The sequence below is a fragment of the Bradyrhizobium sp. genome (assembly GCF_004799445.1).
In the GTDB taxonomy this organism is placed as follows: domain Bacteria; phylum Pseudomonadota; class Alphaproteobacteria; order Rhizobiales; family Xanthobacteraceae; genus Bradyrhizobium.
On sequence record NZ_SSNA01000025.1, the window covers coordinates 1 to 25321 of the forward strand.

Genomic DNA, 25321 nt, shown 5'->3' on the forward strand with positions numbered 1-25321 from the left:
GTGTGGAACGACGACGAGATCGCCCCGAACACCGGCTTTCCCGCCCATCCCCATGCCAACATGGAAATCATCACCTACGTCCGCGAAGGCGCGATTACCCATCAGGACAGCCTCGGCAACAAGGGCCGCACCGAAGCGGGCGACGTTCAGGTGATGAGCGCCGGCTCGGGCATACGTCACTCCGAATATAATCTGGAGCCGAAGCCGACACGAATCTTCCAGATCTGGATCGAACCGACCACCGAAGGCGGCCAGCCGACCTGGGGTGCGAAGCCGTTCCCGAAGTCGGACCGCTCCGGCAATTTCGTCACCATCGCCAGCGGGTTTGCCGATGACAAGGACGCGCTGCCGATCCGCGCCGACGCAAGGGTGCTTGCCACCACGCTGAAAGCCGGCGAGAGCGCGCAATATGCCGCGGGCAAAACGCGCAACCTCTATCTGGTGCCGGCGGCCGGCAGCGTCGAGATCAACGGCGTTCGCGTCAATGCGCGCGACGGCGTTGCGATCCGCGACGAGGCGCAGCTGAAGATCACCGCGCTGGAAGATTCCGAACTGGTGCTGGTCGACGCGGCGTAAGGCCAACGACCACCACAACACGGAAACGTCATGCGCGGGCTTGACCCGCGCATCCCATCTCTCTGCGGAACATTCTTGCGGAAATGACGGATTGCCGGATTAAGCCCGGCAATGACGGCTTCAAACAATCAAAACACCCTAAACCCTCACGGAGACCAACCATGACGAAAGTTCTTGTGCTGTACTATTCCGCCTACGGTCATATCGAGAAGATGGCGAACGCGGTCGCCGAAGGCGCCCGCGAAGCCGGCGCCACCGTCGATATCAAGCGGGTGCCCGAACTGGTGCCGCCGGAGGTCGCGAAGGCATCCTATTACAAGCTCGATCAGGCAGCACCGGTGGCAAAAATCGACGATCTCGCCAATTACGACGCCATCATCGTCGGCACCGGCACCCGCTTCGGCCGCATGGCGTCGCAGATGGCGAACTTCCTCGATCAGGCCGGCGGCCTCTGGGCCAAGGGCGCGCTGCACGGCAAGGTCGGCGGCGCCTTCACCTCGACCGCGACCCAGCATGGCGGCCAGGAGACCACGCTATTCTCGATCATCACCAACCTCCTGCATTTCGGCATGACCATCATCGGCCTGAATTACGGCTTTGCCGGCCAGATGGAACTCAATGACGTCACCGGCGGATCGCCCTATGGCGCGACCACGATTACCGGCGGCGACGGCAGCCGCCAGCCAACCGAGAACGAACTCGCCGGCGCGCGTTATCAAGGCCGCGTGATCGCGGAGACCGCCAGGAAACTACATGGCTGAACGGCATGGCTGATGCGATGCGGGCGGCAGAGGAACCGGATGACATTCGGGAAGTTGAGCCGCGCGCATCCGCGCCTGGAGATTTCAAAATGACCAGCAAACCCGATCCCAAGGATTCCAAGAAGCACCCTGCTACACCGCATCCCGGCATGATGGGCGACGGCACGGAGGAACAAAATCTCGGTCAACGCGGCGACCCCGCCGCGCGCATCAAGAAAGATGACGTGGACACTGCCTTCGCCAAGGGGGCGAAGAAAAACTAACACGCGCCCGTCCTCAACCGCCGCGAATTCGCGTACGATACAAGAGCCGGGCGAGGTCGCGCCCGGCTCTTGTCGTGCGGCGGGACGCCGATGACCGCAAATTGGTGACGCATGAGCAACACACTGCCAGATCCCTGGCCGCAATTACCGACCGCAGCGTGGCGCGAGACCTATGCGACGCTGCATCTGTGGACCCAGATCGTCGGCAAGATTCGCCTGGCGCGTTCGCCCTGGCTGAACCATTCCTGGCACGTCGCGCTGTACGTCACCACTTATGGCCTGACCACCTCGCCGATCCCCGACGGCACCGGCACTTTCCAGATCGACTTCGATTTCATCAATCATGATGTGCGGATTTCCACCAGCAATGGCGCAACGCGGCGGCTGGCGCTGGCCGGACACTCCGTTGCGAGTTTCTACACGGCCTTGATGACCGCGCTTGGCGAGCTCGGCATCCACATCGCGATCGACGACATGCCGAATGAACTGCCCGACCCGGTCCGCTTTTCGGACGACGACAAGCATGCCACCTACGACCCGGACGCGGTGCGGCGCTTTCTGCAAATTCTTGTCAGTGCCGACCGCGTATTCAAGCAATTCCGCACCGGCTTCCTCGGCAAGGCGAGCCCGGTGCATTTCTTCTGGGGCAGTTTCGATCTCGCCGTCACCCGCTTTTCCGGACGCCGGGCGCCGCGCCATCCCGGCGGCGTGCCCTATCTATCCGACGAGGTTGCATGCGAGGCCTATTCTCACGAGGTGAGCAGCGCCGGCTTCTGGCCGGGCTCCGACGCGATCGACTATCCCGCGTTCTATTCCTATGCCTATCCTGAACCGCCCGGCTTCCGGTCCACGCGGGTACGCCCGGACGCGGCATTTTTCAGTGAGACGCTCGGCGAATTCATCCTGCCCTATGACGCCGTGCGCACCGCCGCCCAGCCGGACCAGGCGTTGCTCGAATTCCTGCAAAGCACCTATGAGGCCGCAGCCGACGCCGCCAAATGGGATCGCGATGTGCTGGAATGCCCGCTGGGCAAACCGGGCATGGTGCGGGTGATCTAGTTTTCCGCGCCCGGGGCCCGCGCTTTCATCGTTAACGCTAACGCGTTTGCCCTCGCACAAGCCGGCCTTGCCACTGTTTTTCTCCGTGAGAAGCGGCCCGGAGCCGAAAAGTCACGCCCTGAAGGACGTGCGGCGGTCATGCCTGCGCGATCAAGGGGCTGGCGCGGGTCTTGCTGAAATGCCGTACGGGCCGAACTTCACCACAGAGGGTGTCTCACTATGGCGCAGATTGCGCGGTCGCTAGCTCACTCCGGGACGCCACGGACGCAGCTTCTGTCAATTCAGTATTTGCGAGGTCTGGCGGCCCTGAGCGTGCTGGTTACCCATGCGCTGCAGTGGCCTCTCGCCGAAATGAACATGGTTCTGCTGAAAACCGGCAGGCTCGGCGTCGATGTGTTCTTTGTCATCAGCGGTTTTATCATTACGACCATTGCCGGCGACGGCCAGTTCAATCCGAAGGAATTTCTGGTCCGGCGCGGCTTCCGGATATTGCCGGCCTATTGGGCGGCAACCTTTTTGATCACCATTCTCGCCATTGCCATACCGGCGCAGTTCAGGACCACCATTCCCACGACCGAGGGTTTGATAAAATCGCTGCTGTTCATCCCTTCGCTTGAACCAAAGGCGCCGTTGCTGCTGCTGGGCTGGAGCCTGAATTTTGAGGTGTTCTTCTATTTGCTGTTCGCCAGCCTGTTCTTCCTGAGATCCGAAGCGCGAACGCTGGTGCTGCTCGGGATCTTCACTCTATTGGTCGGAATTGGTCAATTCGCCACCGGCCTCAGTCATGTCGAGGCGATCTATACCAGCCCAAGCCTGATCGGATTCAGCCTTGGAACAATTCTGGCGCAGGCCTATCGACACGGGTTGTTCGCGCGTTTTTGCGCCCAGCTGCGATGGGCGACGATCGCCGCGCCATGCGTTCTGTTGATCGCGTTTTACGTGGTCGACTGGAACGGCTCGGAGGAGATCGCTTTGTGGAAGCATGTTCTGATGTCGTCGACCGCGCTGAGCATTGTTTTGCTCGGGCTCAATCACGAAGCCGCGGGCGAAGTGACCCACGTCAAATCGCTGAAATATATCGGCGACATTTCCTATTCGGTTTATCTATTCCACCTGTTTGCCGTCGGAGCGATCTGGGCGATATCGAAGCGGCTGTTCGACGTCCATCAGCCGCTTGTGTATTTGAGCTTTGCCACATTGGCAGTTTTGGCGGGCCTTGCGACCGGTCTGGTGTGCCATCACTTCATTGAAAAGCCGTTCCTCGCCGGTGGCCCGAAACGAAGCCGCGCGGTGCCGGCGACATAAGCGTAATGGTGCCCGGATGAAGCCCGGTCTGGAGATTCCCGCGACCGACCAAAGAACTATGTTTTCCCGCCGCACGGCGGCATTTCTGTTGGGGTCTTGCCTGGCCGGCCCCGCCAGGGTTTTCGCTTCAAACAACCCTTTGACAAGCCAGCTCGTCGCGCGGTCGCAGCTGTCGACTGGCGATTTGGGGCGTCTCGGCAGCGTTCTTGCCAAGGCGGATCGGGGTGAGCCGATCACGCTTGGCGTCATCGGCGGATCGATAACGGTCGGAGCTTTTGCCACGACCCCGGAAACCAGTTACGCAGGTCGCCTGCTCGCCTGGTGGCAGAAGCGGTTTCCACGCTGCGACATTCGCATGATCAACGCCGGCCTCGGCGGCTCAGGTTCGATGTACGGCGCGTTACGCGCGGGAAGAGACCTGTTTTCAAGTCTGCCGGACTTCGTCGTGGTCGAATTCGCCGTCAACGACAACTGGACCGACGGCGAGGCCTTCGAGGGCCTCGTGCGCCAGATCCTTGCCCAGCCCAACTCTCCGGCCGTTCTGCTGCTGTTCATGATGTGGGAGAAGGGCGGCAATGATCAGGAGATGCAGTCAAAGGTCGGCGCGCATTATCGCTTGCCGATGGTCAGCTTTCGCGACGCCATTTGGCCGGAACTCGAGGCCGGCCGTCTCAAGTGGTCCGACTACATCGTCGACACGGTGCATCCGACAGATTCTGGCCATGCCGCGGCGGCGCGCTTCATAACGGCCATGTGCGACACCGCGTTGAACACGGCCCGCATCGGCAAAGCCGGCCCGCCAGGCCCCTTGCCGGCCCCGCTATATACAGATGCGTTCCAACACGTCAGCTGGCGCGAGGCCGCCACGCTTGACCCGATCGACAACGAAGGCTGGAGCCGGGGTTTCAACGAAACCAATATGGCAGGCTGGGACGCCCCCAGCACTGCCGGCCGCATCTCGTTTGATTGGAGCGGTTCTGGCGTTGTCGCGGTTTTTGCCGAACCTCCGGGCGATCTTCGCGATATTCAATTTCGCATCGATGGCGGCATTTCTCAAACGCTTGACGCCTTGAAGCAGCCCAAACGACAGCTCTTCGTGCTCGCCCACAATCTCGCGCCCGGGCGCCATACCGTCGAGCTGGCATGCGCCAATCATGGAAATACGGGCAGCACAGCGGGACCGGTTCGCCTGCTCGGCATCGCAGGCATCGGCGCGCCATCGGATCAGCGTTAGCAGGGCTGCGCGCGATTGTCGGCGGTCGCCGGCTCCGACATCAATCGAAAACGCGCGATGTAGTGCAGACCAAAAACGCCGACCAAAAACGTGAACCAGATGGGGTCGGCGCGATCCAGCAAGAAGCTCTCCATCGAAGACAGATAGATTCCGAACAGCCATATCCGAAGAAACAGCTTCGCCAGCGGATCGTCATTGCCGGATCGTGTCGCCACGGAGAAATTCCGCAGCGGCGCAATGACGAAAATCGCAACGATCAACGCCAGACCCGGAATTCCCATGGTCAGGGCGTTGTCGAGGTATCCGTTGTGACTGTGGGCGGCAGTAATGGCCCACTCGATCTGGTCGTCTTGAACCAGGTTCTGGATCGAGTCGGTTCCCCAAAACGCGGCGAAGCCGTAGCCGAGCCAGGGATGGAGACCGAGCGACGATATCGCGAATTCCCAGATATCGGTGCGGCCGGTGAAGGTGGTGTCCAACGGCAATAATTTGACCAGGGCGGCGAGGCGCTCGCTGAAAACCGAACCGACCGTCAGCAGATTCAAACCGAGCAGCGGCAGGAAAACCAGGCAGGCGCGAAATGCGAAGCTTTCGACCGCCACGACCAGAATGCTGAGCAGCAAAGCCAAGGCGCAAAGCGCTATCGCGCTCTTTCCGCCGGCCATGATCAAAAACAGCCCGGAAAGACATGCGATCGCAACGCCGGGAATGATCGCTCGCCTGCCCGCCAGATAAATTCCGACGAAGACCAGCATGGCCATGATCGGTGCAGCGACGTTCTTGTGCCCGAACGGACCGCGCCAATCGCCGGCGAGATGGGGTTCGAGCGTGTCGCGCGCGGTATGTATCGACAGCGACGGCGCCAGCATCACGCCGAGGTAACACAGGGCCAGGAAGATCAGCGCCGCGGCGCTCAACCAGAGATCCAGTTCCTCCTGGGTGTCGGGCAGCAGCAGCAGGCATGCGGCCATCGCCAGAACACTGCAAGTCAGGATCACGCGCTGAAACGACAATCCGAAGTCGTGCGAGAAAACGGTGTTGATGCAGATCCAGCAACACAGCACCATGAACATTGGCGTCATCAGGCTGCGGAGGGCGCGCGCATGCCGGAACACGGTCAGCGCCAGGGCTGCAACGGAAAATATTCCGAGCGTGATGTAGGTCGAAGCCAGCTTGCCCCGGTCGAGATCGGCGACACCGGGGTCGCTGAGGTCGGGGAACGGCCGGAGTGATATCCAAATGAGCAGGACCGTCGCGACAAAGGCCACGCAGCGCGCCACGTGCAACACATCGAGATACCCGAAGATGCGAGCGATGGCCGGCAATTGCGGAAATGACAGCTGCTTGTTCACGTTGGCCTTTCAAGGCCGGTCAACCCGGATTGCTGCGATCCAGCTTTCGGCGGTGCCCACCGCCGCAAAATGTGGTGCCGGCCAGCGCCGCGATCGACTATTACCGTTTCCCAGTTAATACTTTTCTAACTATTGCTCCCTGCCCGATAGCAGGACAAATCGGCGTCGCACCGTCCCCGCTCAGGCAGCGGGTTGACGGAGTTATTTTTCCTCTCCCGTTGGCGGTCTGCCGAGTGCGCGAAGCACCCGATCATACAGTCGGGGATACCGCCGCAACCGCTGCGCGGCAAGATCGCGCACGACATAGGGGAGCCCCCGCCAGCCAAGTGCGATACTCACATCCACCAAGGGAAGTTGCACCGCGCCGAAGCGGCGCTTGTAGGCATAGTTGCCGATGCTCAGGTCGAACTGCCGAACGCCTTCCTTGTGCAAGGCGGCCATCGTTCTTTCGATAACGAGCAGACCCGGCGAACAGTTTGACCGTCGCTTTCCTGCATTGCTGATGCGCAACAGGATGTAGTCGGATCCCCGTCTGATGCCCAGCGTCGTGGCGACCACCTCGTCATCGCACGTCAACGCCGATACGACCGCATATCCCTCACTGACGCCTCGCCTGACGATATCGCGGTAGAATGTTGCGTGGCAATCGTCGTCCAGCACGAATTTCAATCCAAGCTGCTTCATGCGATCGTGCTGCTGCGCATCCATGGTGTCGAGCAGCGCCAGCGCCTCGTCGCTATCCGCGACGATGCGAAATTTCGCACCCGGATAGCGATTGAAGACACGCCAGCTCCGCGGCAGCTCCATCCGCTTGAGAGAGGCGCGGTAGGCGTCAAAGTCATCGCCGACCACGACAAGATTGCCATTCAGCGAACAGGAACCGATACGCCCCAGCGATGCGAGCGGATTTGGCGTCCCGCCGATATTTGCTGGCATCTTTCGCAAGCGCAGGAGATCGGCACCGTCAGGCAATCTGCGCAGCGCGGCCAGCAAGGCCCGGCACAGGGCGCGCGCTTCGATTTCGTCGCACGGAGCCGCAAATCCCAGTATGGGGGCATTGTAGTCGGTGACACCGAGGTCGGCGAATTCGACAATACGGATGCCGCCCTTGAGATGGCGGATCAACGGCACCAGGGCAACCTGACGGTCGGTCGCGGCATCGGAAATGATCGCGACCAGCGGAACGGCCGTACCGAAGGCGCGATACCAGCCGTCGAGCCAATGGAAATGCTGGAAGATGGTTCCGTGGCCACCGCCGTTCCAGCGCGACGCCGCCTGCTTCCAGTCGCGCACGATGTCGACATGGTAACCGGGCGCAGCCGCGATCACCCGCCCGTTCAACCGCCCGACTTCCAAAATCGCCATCGTCAGTCAGCTTCCCTGGGCCTGCCTCGAGCCGAACGCCCTGAGGGTCGCATCATTCCGTTTTGAGGACTCGTTCGCGTTCCGCCGCAAGTCCGTTGCCACCTTGTGCGGGCCAGCTAATTGCACTGTCCCGTCATGAGACGTCGGTCCGATCCTTGCTCGTTATCTGGCAAGAAGGGTGCCCAAGGCAACCGCGGCCGCGTGCGTTAAGATAATGTACGGTTTGTATGGCTAACGCGGACGTTTTCGACGTCTGTTCGGTTCTGGCTGAATCAGAATCGAGTAAGCTGCGAGGTCTCTTTCAGTGCCTTCCTTATGCGAACCGATATCCCGCTTCGCTCGAAAGCGCCTCATGAAGGCTCCAGCGGCCGCACGATGACTTCAGAACCCGAATACAAGGCGCTGTTTCTCGGCGCGGGCACGCAGATGCAGTGCGGCGTCGGACAATTTACCCGGCTATTGTGCGAGACCATCGAGAGGCTCGATCCGGGCAGCTGCACCACGTTAACCTTGACGCCATCGGAAGGCTCGCCGGCCGGCATCTGGCGTGCGACGGGATCGGCACGCAGCGTGGTCTGCAACTTCCCGCTTGTGGCCTGGAAGCGCGTCATATTTCGGCCGCTGCTGGCGCTGGCGATCGCGCGGCTGCGCCGGCGCCGTGTCGTTCTTATCCAGCATGAATGGGCCAGCCTGCATTGGCTGCGCCGGATCACCTATGTTCCGGCACTGGTGCTCGCCGATGCGATCGTCATGTTCTCGCCCCTGGTGCGGCGCGAACTCGCCAACGATCCGCTGGTCGGCTGGGCCGCGCAAAAATGCGTGCTGGCGCCATTGCCGCCGAACATCGAAGCCCCGGCGAAAATCAGCGATTCCGAATTGCGCCAGCGGCTCGTTGCCGCGCGAAAGGGCGGCCGGCTAATGATCGGCCATTTCGGATCGATCTATCCGGGCAAACAGCCAAATGCGCTTCTCGACATATCCGCAATCCTGAGGGATCGCGGGCTCAAGCCGCTGACGGTCTATGTCGGATCATTTATCAAGGCCGTCGATACGGTCGAGCAGGATTTCTATGCCCGCGCGAGCGAGCTTGGCCTCTCGGATGAGATCGTGGTCAGCGGCTATGTCGCCTCCGACCACGAGCTATTCGGACTCTTCAGCGAGATCGACGTATTCTGTTATCCTCTCGAAGAAGGCCTGACGGCACGGCGCGCCAGTATTCTCGCCAGCGTGCAGTCGGGCCGACCCGTCGTCGTTACCGCTCCGGCGGAACCGGACGAGTTCGACCACCATCCGCGTTTCAAGGCGCTGATCGACCGCGGCGCGATCGTGCCGGTTGGGCGGGGATCGAATGACGAGATCTACGCCGACAAGATCGTCGCGTCGCTGAAAGCGCCGGCGGTGCAGGCGTCGTTCGATTTTGACGGCTGGTGGCAGGATGTCGGTCGGGCGATACGGCAACACATCGACGGTTAAACTCGGCAAACAGCAGCGCTGCCCGGAGTTGCGCAGCATTATGCGGCGTCCCGGCGCGACGCCCCCGCCGGCTCAGGACGCGACCTTTTGGGCCTTGTAAGGCTGCGGTTCGATCCCGATCGCCGCCAGCACGCCGCCGGCTGCGACGATCATGGGATGCAGGGCAATGAGGGCTTTGTGTTCGGTCAGGAACAGGCGGCCGGCGCGAAGCACCGACAATGGCAGAAGCGCCAAAATCTTGGCGAGCAGCCTGGCGCGCAACCACGGCGTTCGCGCCGCCTTGCGCTGGACGTGATAGTTGATCGCACCGATGCGCAGGCCCCGCAATGCAAGCCAGCCCGGATTGGTGCGGGCATTCGGCACGGTTTCGACGATGACCGCCTCCGCAACCCAGTGGAATTTCATTCCCTCCCGCCGCGATCGGGTAAAGAAATCGACGTCACCGCCGCCAAGAAAATTGAAGCGCAGATCGAAGGCCGGCCCGGCAAGTCTTTCAAATACCGGCCGCCTGATCAGGCAATTGCCGCAGCCGTAGATGATCGGCACCGGTCCGCTTGAATCGTAGGCGGGAAGAAATGCGGGATGGCGCTGCAGTCCGCGCTTGGTGTCGTCATCGAAACTCTGCAGCACCGGCCCACCGACGATGTCCGCGCCGGTGCCCTCGGCGGCGCGCACCATCAGTTCAAGCCAGTCCCTCGAGGCGATCTCGTCGTCGTCGATCATCAGAAAATGCGTTGCGGCAGGAAACGTCGCCTGGGCGGTTTCAAACGCGGCATTGATGGCGTGGCAGTTTCCCTGCCGCGGCTCGACCACACAAAGTCCGGGAAATCTGCCGGCGCGCAGGAACTCGCTGGCGACCGGCACGCTGCCGCACCCCGACGCGTCGTTTTCGACCATGACGACGGCAAAGCGCCGATCGGTGCGCTGATCGGCAAGCGATTCCAAGGTTCGCCGCAGATGCTGCGGACGGCGGAAGCAGGGAACGCAGACGACGATCCCGATCGAAAGATCGAGCGCGGACGACGTCGCCACGATTGCGCGAGAGCCTTGCGGCATGACGCTAGAGATCCTTCTTCAATGGCAATCCGGCCGCAATGCGGCTCATGATGCAGCTTGATCCGTGGTTAAAGCCCCCAACTGGGTCTCCTTGCGGGTTTGATCTAGACTGTGTTGCGCCGGTATTGCTCTATGACATCGAACAGAGGCTTGCGCTTGAGTTCGGCATCGAGCGGCAGCGGCCGATTTGGCATACCATCGATGCGTTTAAAATAGGTTGGCACCCAGGTGTACCGGTCGCTCAGGCCCCAGGTCAGGATGGCCCTCGGACGGACGACATCGCAGACCGCCCCGAGAAATTGGCCGGCCATATCGGCGACCAGCGCATCACGCTCACCGACCTTGCCGGGAAGTCCGTAGTCGATCACGTCGAGTTCGGTGATCAGCACGTCGAGCTTGAGCGTCGCAATCTCCACCAGCAATTCCTGCAAGCCGTCCCGGTCGATGGCACGGTCCGCGAACAAATGCGCCTGCAATCCGACGGCATGCAGCGGCACATCGCGGTCGCGCAGCGAGCGCAGCAGCCGAACCAGCGCCTTGCGCCGTGCGGCGAACCGCGCGCCCCTGAACTCGACATCATATTCGTTGAGCACAAGCCGGGTGTCGGGATCCGCTGCCGCCGCCGCGCGCAATGCGATGGGCAGATAGTCCGGACCGAGCCGGCTCGTCCAGATCGAAGGACGGAGCGAAGATTCGTCTTCCGGCCAATCCACCAGCGGCTCGTTAACCACGTCCCAGGAAGGGATGGCGCCACGATATCGGGACACAACCGTTTCAATATGGCCGACCAGTTCCCGCTCGGCCTCGGCGCGGCTGCCGATAGCGGCGGTCCACGCAGGCATCCCGCCATACCAAGCCAGCGTATGGCCGCGCACCTCGATATTGTTCTGCCTGGCAAAATCCATCAGCACGTCGGCTTTTTCGAACCGATATTCGCCCCGCGCCGGGTGAATGTCCGGCCACTTCATCTCGCCTTCAGGGACGACGATCTGACAATTCGCAATGACGGCCGCGCGATAGGAGGCATCCGATGTCAACGCATCGACCCGTACGGCGGCGCCATACGGAATTGGAACTCGAATGGAATTTGCGCTTGCGCCAGCGGCAGAAGTCGGGGTTTGCGGCGTCGCAAGAGCAGCGCCGGACAGGCCGGCTATGCCGGACGCGCCCAGCGCCATGGCCTTGGTGGCGTGAAGGAGAAAATCACGCCGGGAGTTTGCCGTTGCCGTCATCGGTGTACACGATCATCAGGATCAAGCGTTGCGCGTCCGTCGCTGCAATATCCGGTCCAGAGTCGTGCAGCGGCAACGAATGTCTCCAACATGGTTATCGTGCGGCGGATTAACCAACTTCGAGAGCCTGCGGCGGCGGCAGACCTGCCCGGCATCGATTTTGCTCTCCGGTAACTGCAATGAAAAAGCCGCATCCGAAATCATGCCTCTGAACGTCGCCAAAGCTGGTCCTGAGACGAACGCCGTAGCGTTGTTAACCCCAACCTACGCGCGGGACGTGGAATTGTGTGCTCTGCTTTGCGAGAGCGTCGACCGTCACGTCGGTGCATTTTCTAAGCACTATCTGCTGGTTCCCGACTGCGACTTGCTGCTTTTTTCTCGCTTCGAGAGCGAGCGCAGAAGCGTCCTTCCGGCATCCCGGTTCCTGCCGGGATGGCTCCGGCCGCTGCCCCCCATCGTCCAGCGCAAGCGGCGCCAATATTGGTGGTCGTTTCGCGCCATGCCGGTGAGTGGCTGGCATGTGCAGCAAATCCTCAAGATAGCCGCAACCATCGCGCTGCCGCACCGGCGGTATTGCATTCTCGATTCCGATGTCGTGTTCTTTCGGGATTTCGATCTGTCGCGCTATGAATATCCGGGCTCGATTCCGCTTCTCAGCATTCCCGGCAAGGTGACAGCGAACCAGCCCGGGCACGCGCGCTGGGTTGAGACCAGCCACCGGCTTCTCGGGCTTCCAGCGCCAACCCTTCCGGCAGCCGATTACATCGGCCACATCATATTTTGGGATCAGCAGGCCACCCGCGCCATGGCCGCGAAACTCGAGGCCGCCTCCAATCTTGATTGGATCGATGCACTTTGCAGGACTCGAGAGTTCTCCGAATACATGCTGTACGGCTATTTCGTGCAGAACGACGCGAGCTTCGCCGGGCGGCACACACCCAGCTTGCGCACGGGATGCGTCAGTTATTGGGATCCGCCGAGGCTCGACAAGGCGGAGCTGAACCGTCTGCTTCGCGGTGCGGATCAGGACGACGTCGCATTCTCGGCCGCGTCCTTTTCGGGAACGCCGGTGCAGATGATCCGCGCGGCCATCGAGGAAACGCGCGCGCAGCTCCGGCCCCGTGCCGCGACAAAGCAAACTGCCGGGCTTGGCGCATGCTGATAGGACAAGCCAGCATCAACCTGTTCGCCAATATCCTCTCCGCGCTGCTGGGGCTATTGAGCGTCTTCATCTTCACGAGGCTTTTTTCACCTCATGATTATGGCATCTATCTGCTCGGCGTCGGATTCGCTTCCGTGGTCAGCACCTTTCTGGCCGGATGGTTTCGCAATCTGATTCTGAGCAGGCACGCTCGAAATGATGGTAGCGATGTTCGGGGCCTCGTTCTCTCCGGGTATCTTGTCTGCTGTCTCACCGCCCCTGCCGCATACGAATTGGGCCGTCTGGTCGGGTTGGACGCCATCGCCGCAGTGGCGGCGGTGCTGCTCGCGGTCGCGGTCGGCCTGTTTGAATTGACCCAGGATCTGGTTCGCGCGCGGCTTCGGGCCATCACGGCGATGAAGGCCACGCTGGTTCGCGCCGTATCCGCGGTTTGCCTGGGCGTTTCGGTTGCGATCTTCGCCCCTCACGGATTCCTGCTGCTGGTATCGTCAGCGCTGGCCTGCCTGCTTGCGGTGCTGGTCCAGTCACGCGCTGCCTGGCGGGGCACGATCGTCAAATTTGACGGCGCCGGTCTGCTGGCCGCGGCCAAGCAGGGCCTGCCGCTGACATTGTCGCTCACCTTGCTCGCCATCTCCAGCGTTACCGATCGTTTCGTGATCGCCAACCTCATAGGCTCCGCAGACACTGGCAGATACATCGCGGGTCTCGACCTCGTCCGGCAAACTCTCATGATGCCGGCGATGAGCGTCGCCGCCGCGTTTTTCCCGCTCGCGATAAAGATCCATGCCAATCAGGGGCGCGCTGCCGTGCGTTCGCATCTTGGCGAGTGCGTGGAGCTGCTGCTCAGCATTACGCTGCCGGCATGTCTTGGATTCGCCGTCATTTCCCTCCACATCGCCAACGTCGTTCTGGGCGCCGACTTTCGCGAGATGGCCGCGCAAACGATGCCGATCCTGGCCGTCGCCGTGATTTTCCAGATCCTGACACAGCAGTACCTGCATGCCAGCTTTTTGCTGTCGGGACGAAATTCGTTCTATCTGATCAATACCGCGTCGATCATCGCAGCCAATGTGATCCTGTCGTACGCATTCGTCAGCCAATACGGCACCATGGGTGCGGCATGGGCACGGCTCGGCGCCGATGTTCTGGGATTTTTCTGCGCGCTGATCCTCAGCCGCCGGGCCTTCCCAATTCCGATGCCGCCCGGCCGATTGGCACTGACGATGATCGCCGGATTGATCATGGCGCTGACGGTGATCACGATCGACACGAGCCTGCACGTCTCGGACCTGGTCGCGTGCATTGTCCTGGTCGGCGCCGGCCTGGTCAGCTACCTGGCGGCGTGCTGGCTGTTCGACATCTCCTACACGCGCAGGCGGCTGAACGTCTGCCTGGCGTTCTTCCGGACCAGATTTGCAAACATCGGCACCGGATCGGCAACCTGATGAACGCAGCCTGGCCCCAAACCGAAGCGAGAGGCAGCCACGGGCTGGCGCGGCATCTGCGCACCGGTTGCATCCCGCTGCGCAATTTAGCCGCGAACGTCGATAGCCGCCGGGTGCGCGCGCTCAACGGTCAGCCAACGCGCCTCGACGAGACGCCAACCGATAACAAATCGTTAATTTCCCGAAGCAGCGAGGCTCGCAATGGGCCGGGCAACCCTGGCAGAGAGACGGCCGGGCGCGGGCGCTTAAACGCTTTTTTTGCCTTTTCCGTGAATAGTCCCTCAGTGAGTATGGTTAATTTTTCCTGTTGCGTTGGTTCTGCGCCCAAGCCCTGCGCGCGTAGCGTGACCCGAAGAGTAGCCCCTCAGCCGACGCGTTCGGCCATTCGAATGGAAGCTGGGGCCCATGCTGTCGTATGACCAACCCATCAATCGCTCCAACCCGGAGACCGGGCAAAAGCCCGCGCCAGCGCCTGCCGGCTTCAGCGTGCTGCAGCTAACCCGGTTGCTGTGGCAGCGGAAGACCGCGATCGCGATGGCCGGGCTGATCTGCGCCTGTGCTGCCGTCGGCATCGGCAAGAGCCTGACGCCAAAATATCTGGCGACCGCGCAGCTCTATGTCGATCCCCGGGAGCTGCAACTGGTCGACCGCGAACTCACGCCGCGCTCCCAGGACGTTTCCGGCCTGGCGATGGTGGTGGAAAGCCAGGCTCGCCTGATCACTTCGAACAACGTCCTGCTGCAGGTGGTCCAGGATGCCCATCTCGACAAGGATCCGGAGTTCGGCGGCAATTCCGGCGGCGTCACGGCGGCGTTGCTCGGCCTGTTCGGGCTCGACGCGCGTTCCGCCGGCGAGGCCAAGGTCGGCCAGATGGCGGCGCTGGAAGCCTTGAACCGTCACATCAGCGTGAAGAAGACCGATCGTACCTTCATCGTCGATATCGATGTCTGGTCGTATGACCCGGCGAAGGCGGCGATGCTCGCCAATGCGATTTCCAACGCCTATCTGGCGGAATCCAGAAATTCGCAAGCCACCGCCGCGCGACGGGCGACGACCGATCTGTCGGGCCGGCTCAAGGAATTGCAGGAGCGGCTTCGCACCGCGGAGAACGCGCTTGCGGTCTACAAGGCACAGAACAATTTCGTCGGCACCCAGGATACGCTGATCAGCGATCAGCAGCTTTCGGCGAGCAACCAGCGGCTTGCCGCCGCACGGGCGATGACGCTCGACGCGCAGGCGAAATACGACCAGATCGAGGCCAGCCGCCGCGCGTCGACCGATGCCGGCGCCATTCCGGAGGCCCTTCAGTCTCCCACCATCGCCAATTTGCGTTCGCAATACGCCGAAGCCCGCAAGCGCTATGCCGAACTGGCCAGCGAATTGGGGCCGCTGCATCCCTCGCTGCGTCAGATGGAAAAGCAGGTCGAAGACCTGCGCCGCACCGTCAACGAGGAAGTCGAGCGCTTTGCCCAGTCGGCGAAAAATGACCTGACCCGCGCCCGCGACTACGAGGCCTCGCTGAACAAGTCGCTTGAGGCGCAAAAGCGCCAGAGCGTCCAGCTCAGCCAGGCTTCGGTGCGGCTCCGCGAGCTTGAGCGCGACGTCGAAGCCAGCCGCGACGTCTATCAATCGTTCCTCAAGCGCTCGCGCGAGACCGAGGAACAGGAAAGCCTCAACACCTCGAGCGCGCGCATCATCGGCGAAGCCTCCGTGCCGCAACGACGCGCATTCCCGCCCGCCATGAGCCTGCTCGCGATCGTCGGTTTCGTGCTTGGTGCGCTCGCCGCGGCGACCTGGTTTGTCGCGGCCGACCAGCTGTCATTCGACACTGCCGAAACCAGCCCGAAGATACCGGCGTTGCCGGAGCCGAAGGCCGAAGCCCCGCCGTCGCAGCCGCCGGAGCGACAGCCTGCCCCGGCCACGCTGGTCGAGAAGCCGCGGATCGCACGGCTGCTGGAATCCGACGTGATGCGGACGCTGGGTGGAATCCTGGCCATCGGCGGTATTCCCGACGTCACGCGGATGGGCTGGCCGACGGTGCGGGCGGGCTTTCCATTGACGACCTTCCTCAACGCCCTGCGCGAGATGCGGGAGACGCTGGCCAAGCGTTCCGCCGCGAACGTGGCCCCGGTGCTGGGCGTGATCGGCGCGGGTGCCAGCCAGGATCGTACCATCGCCGCGCTGAACGTCGCGCTGGCGGCCGCCCGCGACGGCGCCAACGTGCTGCTGATCGACGCCGATCCCGCGACGCGCACGCTTTCGAACAAGGTAGCCGGGCCGGGCAAGCGCGAGGCCAGCCGCCTCGGCTGGCTCAGCATGGGCACCAGGGCTTCGCGCGCCATCAAGACCGCGAACGGCATTTCGATCCTGCCCTCGATCGGGCCCGCCGGAACCAGCAACGCCATCCGCAAGGCGATTGCGCAGGCCCGCTCAGCGGGTGGCTACGATCTTGTGATTTTCGACGGGCCTGCGATGCCCTGGAGCGCGGACGATCGCAAGCTGCTCGATGCCGCGGACGGCCTGGCCGCGATCCTGCCGGCCAGTCTCGACATCAACGATTGCATGGAAGACATCATCGCCGCCCTCGGCGGCACCGAGCGCAAGCTGATCGGTGTCATCCTCAACGAACTTCATCCAGCGGCCAAGGTCTCGCAACGGGACAAACAATATGCTTGAGCGCCGCGCAAATCCGCTAGGCAGGACCGCTACCGCCAGCGTGCCCAGAATCTCGCTGGGCGGGCTGCGGCTCGCCGTGCTCGACCTCGAACAGACCGCCAATTTCATGATCGACATGGTGTTCCCCAAACGCCGGCTCGGTCGTCCGCTTTATCTGACTTCCGCCAATGGCGAAGTGCTGGCGCGTTGTTCGACCGAGCCAATGACCGACCGGCTGTTTCGCGCCGCCGATCTCATCAACGCTGACGGCCAGCCGCTGGTCACGGTGTCGCGGCTGAATTCGCGGACGCCGCTGCCGGAACGGGTCGCTACCACCGACCTGTTCAGCGTCGTGGCGCGCAAGGCGGAGGCGGCGGGGCTCACCTTCTACATGTTCGGCGCCGACGAAGACGAAAATGCCGCCGCCGTCGCCAATGTCCGGAGAATGTATCCCGGTCTGCGGATCGTCGGGCATTGCCACGGCTATCTCCGAGGCGACGCGCTGCGGGCCAAGGTCGACGAAATCAACCGGCTGGCGCCGGATTATCTGTGGGTCGCGCTCGGCGTTCCCTACGAGCAGGCGTTTGTCGCTGAGTTCAACCCGCGCCTGTCCAATGTCGGCGTCATCAAAACCGCCGGCGGATTGTTCAACTTCCTGTCCGGCAGCCGGCCCCGCGCACCGCTATGGATGCAGAAGGTGGGCCTCGAATGGGCCTGGCGAATCTGGCTCGAGCCGCGCCGGCTGTTCTGGCGCTATCTGACCACCAACCCCCGCGCGCTCTATCTGCTGTTCAACAAGAGCCAGTCCTCAAGGACCGAACGGACGCCGCGCAACTAATTGCGCCGGCTTCAGGTTCCTGCACCGGCGAAAACCCGCTCGGCGCGGGGCGCGCGCATTCCCGGCGCCACATTTCCTGATGTGAAATCTCGCCTGCCGCGTATGCGGGTTCGCCCCTTGCACCGCCGGAGCCGAACCGGCTAGCATGAAATCGACAGCAAAGATGAAACACGCGGCGGCATTCAGCCCGCGGAATCCGATGGAGGAGACCATGAAGGCCACCAAACGGTTTTGGCGATATCTCTTGATGCCGATATCGCTGGCCGGCATGTTGAGCATAAGCTCGGCCGCCGAACTCAATCCCGCCGCGGTCATCTACAAACTGCCGGATCAGATTCCGTGGAGTCCGGTTGATGCCCGCGGGGGACAAAATGCCGTCGTTGTTGGCGATCCTGCGAAGCCCGGCTTCTATATGGTCTACACCAAATGGACCAAGGGCAATCATTTCAGCCGGCCCCACTTTCATCCCAACGACCGTTACATCGTCGTGTTGCAGGGTACCTGGTGGGTAGGCTCCGGGCCGAAATTCGATCCCGCCAACACCACCCCGATGCCTGCCGGAAGTTTTGTCACGCATTTCGGCAAACAGGTCCATTGGGACGGCGCCAAGGACGAGGATGCCGTTCTGCTGATCATGGGAGAGGGCCCGGCGACCGCGACCGCAGCCGAAGAGAAATAGCCCGGACGCCACAGATCCATTCCCGCAAATCAAGAAAGCGGCGAGACCCATCGAAAGCCTGATCATCAGCCGTTTGAAGGCTTAGTCGTCTGGAGGATTCAATGCATCAGGCAGCGGATGTGCCATTCGAGCGCGCCGTGCGCGAATTCGTCCGCTGGCGCGCGGTCCCCGAGCAGGCGAGATCGCCGGCCCCGGCGTGGTGGTGGGGCACGGCTTTTGAGCTACGCGACATGCGGCAGCCGATGCCGCAGGCGTGGTGCGCCAGCCTGGAATTGCCCGATGGGGCGACGTTCGCCGATGGGGCTCAGGTTTTTCTTACATTCCTTGCCGACCAGACGTCGCTGCCGTGGCCCGGCGATTTTCCGGGGCATCTGGAGCAGCCGAAATCCGCTTAGTGGATATGATAGTGCCGGCCGCATGGGAAACTCTGCCGCGGGCGGGATAGGAGGGTGATGCGTGCGCTGGCTTAGGTTTACCGCAAACGATCGGACATCCTGGGGCCTCGTCGAAGGCGATCGCGTGATCGAGGTCAGCGGCGATCCCCTCGGTGAATGGCAACGCACACCGCGTACGCACTCGTTGGGCGGTGTGAAGATCGAGCTGCCGCTGGTGCCGCGCACGTTCTATTGCGTCGGACTGAATTATCTCAGGCATCTCAACGAGGCCGCTGACAAGCGCGGCGAGGTGCCCAACGTTCCCGACCGGCCCGAGATCGGCTACCGCGCGCAGAACGCGCTGATCGCGCATGACGAGGACGTCGTCATTCCCGCCACGGCCACCGAAAAGATCCACTACGAGGGTGAACTGGTCGTCGTCATCGGCAAGAAGGCAAAGCACCTCAGCGAACATGACGCGATGTCCTGCGTATTTGGCTACACCATCGGCAACGATGTCAGCGAGCGCACCTGGCAGAAGGCCGACCGCGGGCTGTGGCGGGCCAAGAACACCGACACCTTCAAGCCGATGGGCCCGTGGATCGAAACCGCGGTCGATCTCGACGCGATGGAAACCATCGTGCGGGTCAACGGCAAGGAGAGCAATCGCTTCCGCACCAATGACATGATCTTCGGCATCAAGGCCTTCATCGTCGAAATGACGAAATATTTCACGTTGTGGCCGGGCGACGTGATCTGGATGGGAACCGACGGCGCCTCGCCGGACATCAAAGCGGGTGATGTGGTCGAGATCGAGATCACCGGGATCGGCACCTTGCGCAACAGATTTGTTGCGGAGACGGCGCCGGGAACGAGGTTATGAGCCGCCACTCTACCGTGGAGCCGTGGCGCTGCGCGGCGAGACCCGACCGACGATCGCCGTTGCGATCACGGCGATGGCAACGTTGAGGATCAGCGCCCCGAGCCCGACATAAAACACATAACTGGTGCCGCCGAGATCGATGGTCGCGAGCGGCTTCAGCCCGTTGCTCCACGCCGTCCACGATCCCCACAGAATTCCCGCGGCCCAGCCGAGCAAGAGGCCCTCGGCGCGGAACCAGCGCGTGAACAATCCGAATACCAGCGCCGGGAAGGTTTGCAGGATCCACAAGCCGCCGAGCAACTGCAGATCGAGCGCATATTGCGTCGGCAGGAAGATCGTGAAGATCAGCGCGCCTAGCTTGACCACGAGGGAGGCGATCTTGGCGACCGACGCCTCGCCGGCATGGCTGATGCCAGGGTCGATGTAGGATTTCCAGACGTTGCGGGTGAACAGGTTGGCCGCCCCGATGCTCATCACCGCGGCCGGTACCAGCGCCCCGATCGCGATCGCCGAAAACGCAAAACCGGCGAACCAGGACGGGAACAGCACCTTGAACAGCATCGGCACCACGTCGTTGTTCGACGTTGCCTTGATGTTGGCCGCATAGGCCATGTAGCCGAGCAGCGCGATCAGCCCGAGCAGCAGCGTATAGGCCGGCAGCAGGATCGCATTCTTGCGAATCGTATCCGCCGACCTGGAGGCGAAGATTCCAGTCAGGTATGCGGATACATGAACGCGGCGAGCGCCGAACCCAGCGCCAGCGTCGCATAGGGCAGCATCTGCGACGGCTTCAGGATCAGACCGGTCGCGGCGCCTTTTGCCGCGAAGGCATCGTTGGCGGCGGCGAACACCGCGCCATATCCGCCGAGCTTCTCCGGCACCACCACCACCGCCACCAGCACCACGATATAGATCATGATGTCCTTGACGAAGGCGATCAAGGCCGGCGCGCGCAGGCCGGAGCTATAGGTATACACGGCAAGAATGACGAAGGCGGCGACGAGCGGCAACTCGCCGGTCAAGCCGATCGCCTTGATCACCACGCCCATCCCGATCAGTTGCAGGGCGATATAGGGCATGGTCGCGATCATGCCGGTGATCGCCACCGCAAGCTCGAGGCCGCGTGAATTGTAGGTGCCGTGGACCACATCGGCCGCGGTGACGTGGCCATTGGCGTGCGCCACCTTCCACAGCAGTGGCATGACAGCGAATACGAAGGGATAGACGATCACGGTATAGGGCAGCGCGAAGAAGCCATAGGCGCCGACCGCGTAGACCAGCGCCGGCACCGCGATCACGGTGTAGGCGGTATAGAAATCGCCGCCGACCAGGAACCAGGTGATCCAGGTCCCGAATTGCCGCCCGCCAAGCCCCCATTCGTCGAGATGGGCGCCGACCGGGCCGGCTTTCCAGCGCGCGGCGAAGAATCCCATCACCGTGACAAGGGCGAAGAAGAAGACGAAGACCGCGAGCGCTACCCAGTCGATCTGGTCGGACATGATCGTGCCTCGTTGCGAACCGGCCGTGCCGGAATTTAGCGGGTTTCGTCGGGCGTGCGCGAGCGGTACACCAGCCAGTTCAGCAGCGAGCTGATCGGCACCCATGCCAGCTGGTACCAATAGAAGAACGGAAACCCGAACAGCGCCGGTTCCTGGAAATTATAGAACGGCACCCACAACAGGCCGACAAACGGCACTAGCAACAGGACCCACATGGCGGGACTCCACAGCCTGGCGGCTCGGGAATGATTATTGGGCCGGCTATTACGATTAGACCGCTGTGCCGTCCAGCAAATTTGCGCTGCCGCACCGCGGTAATCGAAACGCGTTCACGTGATCGCAAAGACGCCGCAGGCGGTTTCCCGCTGCGGCGCCGTCGAGCTTCCGTTGCAATGAGCCCCGACACCTGGCGGCGCCGGGGTTGCGAACGCGCTTATTTCACGATGTCGGCGCCGACCTTGCAGATGGCCGCGTCCTGATCGCCGGTGCCACCGCTGCAACCAACCGCACCGATCAGCTTGCCGTTTTCGACCAGCGGAAATCCGCCGGGGCTTGCCGTCAGCGTCGGATCGAGCGTGCCCGGATAGCTGTGGCCGGTTTCATAGGCATTGTAGAACAAACGAGTTTCACGGCGGAAGCGCGCCGCGGTGCGCGCCTTGCCGATGGAGATCGAGCCGGAGGCAATCTGGGCGCCCTCCATCCGCTCGAACTGCACGAGTTCACCGTTGGTATCGACGACGGCGATATTCATCTTCCAATTCCGCTTCTTGGCTTCGGCTTCGGCCGCGGCCATCACCTGCTTGGCCTGCTCTAGCCCGATCGACATGCCGTAGGGAATATCGAACGGCATCTTGTCGGGCGTCCCGCCCGCGGCCGGGGGCGCGGGTGGCGTGGCCGGCGCCGGTGCCGGGGTTTGTGCCAGGGCCAGCGAACCCATCGCCGCAACGGCGCACGCCGCCAGTGTCATCGAAATTACTGAACGCATAGTAGTCTCCCAGTTGAAGTTTGTTTTCATGGTAGTGCCGTTGAAAGTCGACGCCGCGTCACATCGGCGGCGTCAACCCGTCCTTGCCATAGGTGACGCGCGGGGTTTGCACCGTGCCGTCGGCCTGTTTCTTCCCCGCACCGACGAAAATCTTGGTGCCGGGCTTGAGGTCGTTCTTGTCGCCCATGACGTAGGTAACGACCGCGGTCTCCGGAGTGACCAGAACCTTCTTCTCGCCATCCTTGTATTTGACCGTCAGGACCGGCCCATCGACGCCTGCGACCGTCTGCTCGACATTGGCGTTGGTCATTTTGGTGTTGGGCTTGAGATCCCAATCGTAATGGCCTTCGCCCGTGCCGCGCATCGATTCCGGGAAGATATGGACCTCAATGGCCTTCTGGCTGCCGTCGGGCTGCGTCATTCCGGTCGCGCCGACGAACATGCCAGGCTTGATGTCGGCCATCGTCGACTTCACGATCGCCACATACAGGCCGGGATCGCTAATCGTCAGCTTCAGCTCGGCGCCGTCGCGATTTTTGACCACGTAAACAGGGCCCTCGACCTTTTCGATGGTGCCACGGATGCGGACGGTTTCCTGCGCCGACGCGGGCACCGCGGTACAGATCAGGGCGAAACCCGCAGCCGCGAGCATGCGCTGGAGCGTATGGGACATTGTAATCCTCCATGGGTCTGGATTGCCGGCTGGCGTGACTAATTACCGGATTAATTGCTGGGCCGAAAGCCGTCTCGCCAAGTGCCTGAATGGCGTCGTCTCTGCAACCCCACCGGTCCGCGAATATTCCCGCTCAAGATGGCGGCATACTTCGCCACCGCACTGCAACAGGAATGTCATCTTACTCGACCTTGATCCCGGCGTCCTGGATCACGCGGCGCCAGCGCTCCTCCTCGCCGCGGACATATCGGTCAAGCTCCTCCGGCGGACGCGTGATCATGACCAGACCCTCGTTCGCGCCGAGCCTCTTGAAGGCCTCGGATCGGACCGCGAGGGCCGCCGATTTGTTGAGCCGGTCGATCACCCCGGCCGGTGTCCCGGCCGGCGCGAACAGGCCATACCAGCTCTCGGCGGCATAGCCGGGCACGCCGGCTTCCGCCACCGTCGGCAATTGCGGAAATGCCGGCGAACGCTCCGCCGACGTCACCGCAATCGCCCGCAGCTGTCCGCTTTCGACCAGCGAAGCCGCGCTCGCAACCGTGGTGAACATCACCTGGATCTGGCCGCCGATCAGGTCGGTGATGGCGGGCGCGGCGCCCTTGTAGGGCACCGCAATCAGATTGACCCTGGCCATGTCCTTGAACAGCTCACCCGCGAGATGGGCCGAGGTGCCAACGCCGAACGTCCCATAAGTCAGTTTGTCGGGATTGGCTTTCGCGGCCGCGATCAGGTCCGCAACCGATTGAAACGGGGATTTCGGATTGACCACCACAATATTGAAGGAGCGAGCGATCAGGGCGACGGCGGCGAAATCCCTGTGCGGATCATAGGGCAAGTTGGCGCTGAGGCTGGAATTGACCGCGTGCGAGAAAGTCCCCATCAGCAGCGTATAGCCGTCCGGCGTGCTGGCGGCGACGGCCTGGGTGCCGATGATGGTCCCCGCCCCGGGTTTGTTCTCGATGACGACCGAGACCCCCAGATCCCTGGCCATCTCCTGCGCAAGTGTGCGCGCGACCACGTCCGTCCCGCCACCCGGCGCAAAGGGGACGACGATCCGCACCGCCCTTTCCGGGTACAAGGCTATGGCATCGCCGGCCGAAAACCCGACAAGCAGCCATGCCGCTACTGCAAACAGCGATGGCGATATTCTTATTTTTCGTTCAAACAGCATAGGCATCCGCTTGCGACCGGCGTTGTCGAAATACAGTAGCAGATTTTGTTTCCGGATACGGCCATGCGCTGGGCGATGGCGGACATGACGTGGAAGGCGCGCGCCAACATGGACGGCGGCACCTGCCATGGACTAGCATCACTTCGAAACACACCAACAATACGAACGCTTTCGGGAGGATACCATGCGGCACTGGCTGATCGGACTGCTGTTGTTGATCGGGCCACCGGCCCTCGCGCAGCAGGCGGTGCCCTCCATCGCCTTTGACTCGGTGCCCAACCCGCTGCGGCTGCCCGCCAACGTGTATTTCGGCGAGGTATCCGGCGTCTCGGTCAATTCCAAGGGACACGTTTTCGTGCTGTCGCGCGGCAACACCTCAGGCCCGGCTTACGCCGCGGCGGCGACCCAGCTGCTGGAATTCGATGCCAAGGGCCAGTTCATCCGCGAGATCGGCAAGAACCTCTATGCCTGGTCGTTCGGCCATACCGTCAAGATCGATCCCGCCGACAACATCTGGGTCACCGACAAGGGCTCCGACATGGTGATCAAGTTCGATCCCGAGGGTCGCGTCGTCATGGTGTTCGGCCGCAAGCAGGAGGCGTCCGACGAAGATACCGCGCCGCTGAAACATCCCAACCCGCCGCTGCCCGCCGAGGACGGCCGGTTCCGCCAGGTCACCGACGTGGCATGGGACAAGGCCGGCGACACCTTCATCAGCGATGGCTATATCAACTCGCGCGTCGCCAAGGTCGACAAGGACGGCAACTGGGTGAAGTCATGGGGCGACCGCGGCAAGGAGCCCGGTCAGTTCAATACCCCGCACTCGATCGCGACCGACGCCAACGACAATGTCTACGTCGCCGATCGTGGCAACCGGCGCATTCAGGTGTTCGACAAGGACGGGAAATTCCTGCGCCAGTTCACCATCGACGTCCCGATACCGCCGGACGCAAAGCCGGCGATCGGCAAGATTCCCGACGAGGCGATGATCGCCCGGGGTACCTTCGCGCCGGGCTCGCCATGGTCGATCTGCATCACGCCGCCGCCCCATCAGGTGCTCTACAGTTCGGACTCATGGCCCGGCCGCATCTACAAGCTCAGCCTTGAGGGCAAAGTGCTCGGCGTGCTCGGACAATCCGGCAAGCAATTGAAACAGTTCGGCTGGATCCACGCGATGGCGTGTCCGTCGGAGAACGTGATCTACGCGGCGGAATTGCTGAACTGGCGGGTGCAGAAGCTGATCCTGAAGCCTTGATGCAAAGCGCGCCTGATCAGATCAGT

The 25321-nt window shown here is 62.4% G+C and carries 23 protein-coding genes and 1 pseudogene; 15 read left to right on the plus strand and 9 right to left on the minus strand.

Going from position 1 to position 25321, the window contains the following annotated elements; translation table 11 throughout:
- The 6 genes from E8A46_RS02150 to E8A46_RS02175 all read left to right on the plus strand — a co-directional run.
- A partial coding sequence (locus E8A46_RS02150) for a pirin family protein (protein WP_291556782.1) occupies window positions 1-576 on the plus strand: 576 nt, incomplete at its 5' end.
- A 161-nt stretch (window positions 577-737) separates the two neighbouring features.
- Entirely contained in the window at window positions 738-1337 is a 600-nt protein-coding gene (gene wrbA / locus E8A46_RS02155; RefSeq protein ID WP_291556784.1) for an NAD(P)H:quinone oxidoreductase, read from the plus strand.
- A 5-nt stretch (window positions 1338-1342) separates the two neighbouring features.
- Window positions 1343-1600 carry a hypothetical protein gene (locus E8A46_RS02160; RefSeq protein WP_291556787.1) on the plus strand — a complete coding sequence of 86 codons (258 nt, stop codon included), beginning with the start codon at window positions 1343-1345 and terminating at the stop codon, window positions 1598-1600.
- 111 nt (window positions 1601-1711) lie between these two features.
- Complete coding sequence (locus E8A46_RS02165) at window positions 1712-2659, plus strand: DUF5996 family protein (RefSeq protein WP_291556790.1); 948 nt, start codon at window positions 1712-1714, stop codon at window positions 2657-2659.
- 219 nt (window positions 2660-2878) lie between these two features.
- Complete coding sequence (locus E8A46_RS02170; protein WP_291556793.1) at window positions 2879-3964, plus strand: acyltransferase; 1086 nt, start codon at window positions 2879-2881, stop codon at window positions 3962-3964.
- Window positions 3876-5198, plus strand: coding sequence for an SGNH/GDSL hydrolase family protein (locus E8A46_RS02175; protein ID WP_291556796.1), 1323 nt, complete (start codon window positions 3876-3878; stop codon window positions 5196-5198). Before E8A46_RS02170 ends, E8A46_RS02175 begins: the two co-directional genes overlap by 89 nt.
- Here E8A46_RS02175 and E8A46_RS02180 read toward each other — a convergent pair.
- Entirely contained in the window at window positions 5195-6550 is a 1356-nt protein-coding gene (locus tag E8A46_RS02180) for an O-antigen ligase (RefSeq protein WP_291556799.1), read from the minus strand. The two genes, E8A46_RS02175 and E8A46_RS02180, sit on opposite strands and share 4 nt — an antisense overlap.
- A gap of 201 nt (window positions 6551-6751) precedes the next feature.
- Window positions 6752-7915, minus strand: a complete 1164-nt coding sequence (locus E8A46_RS02185) for a GNAT family N-acetyltransferase (protein WP_291556802.1) — start codon at window positions 7913-7915, stop codon at window positions 6752-6754.
- 375 nt (window positions 7916-8290) lie between these two features.
- Between E8A46_RS02185 and E8A46_RS02190 the strand changes: the two genes are divergently transcribed.
- The gene (locus tag E8A46_RS02190) at window positions 8291-9388 is read left to right on the plus strand and encodes a glycosyltransferase (RefSeq protein WP_291556804.1); all 1098 of its coding nucleotides are present in this window, start codon (window positions 8291-8293) and stop codon (window positions 9386-9388) included.
- 72 nt (window positions 9389-9460) lie between these two features.
- Here the strand turns inward: E8A46_RS02190 and E8A46_RS02195 are convergent, their stop codons facing one another.
- Together E8A46_RS02195 and E8A46_RS02200 are read right to left on the minus strand one after the other, a co-directional pair.
- Window positions 9461-10444: a glycosyltransferase gene (locus E8A46_RS02195; RefSeq protein ID WP_291556807.1), complete on the minus strand. Its 984-nt coding sequence runs from the start codon at window positions 10442-10444 to the stop codon at window positions 9461-9463.
- 104 nt (window positions 10445-10548) lie between these two features.
- A complete protein-coding gene (locus tag E8A46_RS02200; protein WP_291556810.1) occupies window positions 10549-11676 on the minus strand; it encodes an endo-1,4-beta-xylanase in 1128 nt (375 codons plus the stop codon).
- Between the two features lie 28 nt (window positions 11677-11704).
- On the opposite strand from E8A46_RS02200, the gene E8A46_RS02205 reads away from it, so the two are divergent.
- The 7 genes from E8A46_RS02205 to E8A46_RS02235 all read left to right on the plus strand — a co-directional run bounded on the left by E8A46_RS02205 (window position 11705) and on the right by E8A46_RS02235 (window position 19712).
- Window positions 11705-12838 carry a DUF6492 family protein gene (locus E8A46_RS02205; protein WP_291556813.1) on the plus strand — a complete coding sequence of 378 codons (1134 nt, stop codon included), beginning with the start codon at window positions 11705-11707 and terminating at the stop codon, window positions 12836-12838.
- Window positions 12832-14283, plus strand: coding sequence for a polysaccharide biosynthesis C-terminal domain-containing protein (locus tag E8A46_RS02210; protein WP_291556815.1), 1452 nt, complete (start codon window positions 12832-12834; stop codon window positions 14281-14283). Before E8A46_RS02205 ends, E8A46_RS02210 begins: the two co-directional genes overlap by 7 nt.
- 405 nt (window positions 14284-14688) lie before the next feature.
- On the plus strand, window positions 14689-16959 hold the full coding sequence (locus E8A46_RS02215; protein ID WP_291556818.1) for an exopolysaccharide transport family protein: 2271 nt from the start codon (window positions 14689-14691) through the stop codon (window positions 16957-16959).
- Window positions 16952-17776: a WecB/TagA/CpsF family glycosyltransferase gene (locus tag E8A46_RS02220; RefSeq protein WP_291556821.1), complete on the plus strand. Its 825-nt coding sequence runs from the start codon at window positions 16952-16954 to the stop codon at window positions 17774-17776. Before E8A46_RS02215 ends, E8A46_RS02220 begins: the two co-directional genes overlap by 8 nt.
- Window positions 17777-17987: 211 nt before the next feature.
- Entirely contained in the window at window positions 17988-18455 is a 468-nt protein-coding gene (locus E8A46_RS02225) for a cupin domain-containing protein (protein WP_291556823.1), read from the plus strand.
- 101 nt (window positions 18456-18556) lie between these two features.
- Window positions 18557-18850: a hypothetical protein gene (locus tag E8A46_RS02230; protein ID WP_291556826.1), complete on the plus strand. Its 294-nt coding sequence runs from the start codon at window positions 18557-18559 to the stop codon at window positions 18848-18850.
- A gap of 61 nt (window positions 18851-18911) precedes the next feature.
- Window positions 18912-19712 (plus strand): fumarylacetoacetate hydrolase family protein, encoded by an 801-nt coding sequence (locus tag E8A46_RS02235; RefSeq protein WP_291556828.1) that lies wholly within the window; start codon window positions 18912-18914, stop codon window positions 19710-19712.
- Window positions 19713-19721: 9 nt separating this feature from the next.
- Here E8A46_RS02235 and mctP read toward each other — a convergent pair.
- The 5 genes and pseudogenes from mctP to E8A46_RS02260 form a co-directional block, all read right to left on the minus strand.
- A pseudogene (gene mctP / locus E8A46_RS02240) lies at window positions 19722-21211 on the minus strand (monocarboxylate uptake permease MctP).
- Window positions 21212-21246: 35 nt separating this feature from the next.
- Complete coding sequence (locus tag E8A46_RS02245; protein WP_291556831.1) at window positions 21247-21426, minus strand: DUF3311 domain-containing protein; 180 nt, start codon at window positions 21424-21426, stop codon at window positions 21247-21249.
- 218 nt (window positions 21427-21644) lie between these two features.
- Window positions 21645-22196, minus strand: coding sequence for a heme-binding protein (locus tag E8A46_RS02250; protein ID WP_291556834.1), 552 nt, complete (start codon window positions 22194-22196; stop codon window positions 21645-21647).
- 58 nt (window positions 22197-22254) lie between these two features.
- Entirely contained in the window at window positions 22255-22869 is a 615-nt protein-coding gene (locus tag E8A46_RS02255) for a hypothetical protein (RefSeq protein ID WP_291556837.1), read from the minus strand.
- 181 nt (window positions 22870-23050) lie between these two features.
- Window positions 23051-23929 carry a tripartite tricarboxylate transporter substrate binding protein gene (locus E8A46_RS02260; protein ID WP_291556840.1) on the minus strand — a complete coding sequence of 293 codons (879 nt, stop codon included), beginning with the start codon at window positions 23927-23929 and terminating at the stop codon, window positions 23051-23053.
- 295 nt (window positions 23930-24224) lie between these two features.
- Here E8A46_RS02260 and E8A46_RS02265 point away from each other — a divergent pair, with 295 nt between their 5' ends.
- The gene (locus tag E8A46_RS02265) at window positions 24225-25295 is read left to right on the plus strand and encodes a peptidyl-alpha-hydroxyglycine alpha-amidating lyase family protein (RefSeq protein ID WP_291556843.1); all 1071 of its coding nucleotides are present in this window, start codon (window positions 24225-24227) and stop codon (window positions 25293-25295) included.
- Window positions 25296-25321 lie beyond the last annotated feature (26 nt).